This is a genomic window from Colwellia sp. BRX10-9, assembly GCF_014077405.1.
Classification (GTDB): domain Bacteria; phylum Pseudomonadota; class Gammaproteobacteria; order Enterobacterales; family Alteromonadaceae; genus Colwellia_A.
This window is the reverse complement of record NZ_JACGVV010000157.1, coordinates 1-239: the sequence shown is the minus strand read 5'-3', so window position 1 is coordinate 239 and position 239 is coordinate 1. Positions and strand designations below refer to the sequence as shown.

Here is a 239-nt window from a genome sequence, read left to right as displayed (position 1 = left end):
CTAATTACTTACATTGTTACTGACGGTGCAGGTGACACTCAGAGTTCTACCCTAACCATTTCAGTAACACCGGTTTCTGATTTAAGTGATGATAGTGAAACTGTCACGATAGCTGAAGATACAATCGCAACAGGTAATGTGCTTGATAATGCAGAAACAGCAGACGGTCCGTTAACCGTAACGAGCTTTAGTGTTGGTGGGAATACGTACAATGCAGGTGATACGGTTACTCTTGCGGA

The 239-nt window shown here is 43.1% G+C and carries 1 protein-coding gene; it reads left to right on the top strand.

Features of this window, described 5'->3' with window-relative positions:
- Window positions 1-239, top strand: a 239-nt coding sequence (locus H4J69_RS19835) for a hypothetical protein (RefSeq protein ID WP_220469609.1), incomplete at both ends; no start/stop codon positions are given.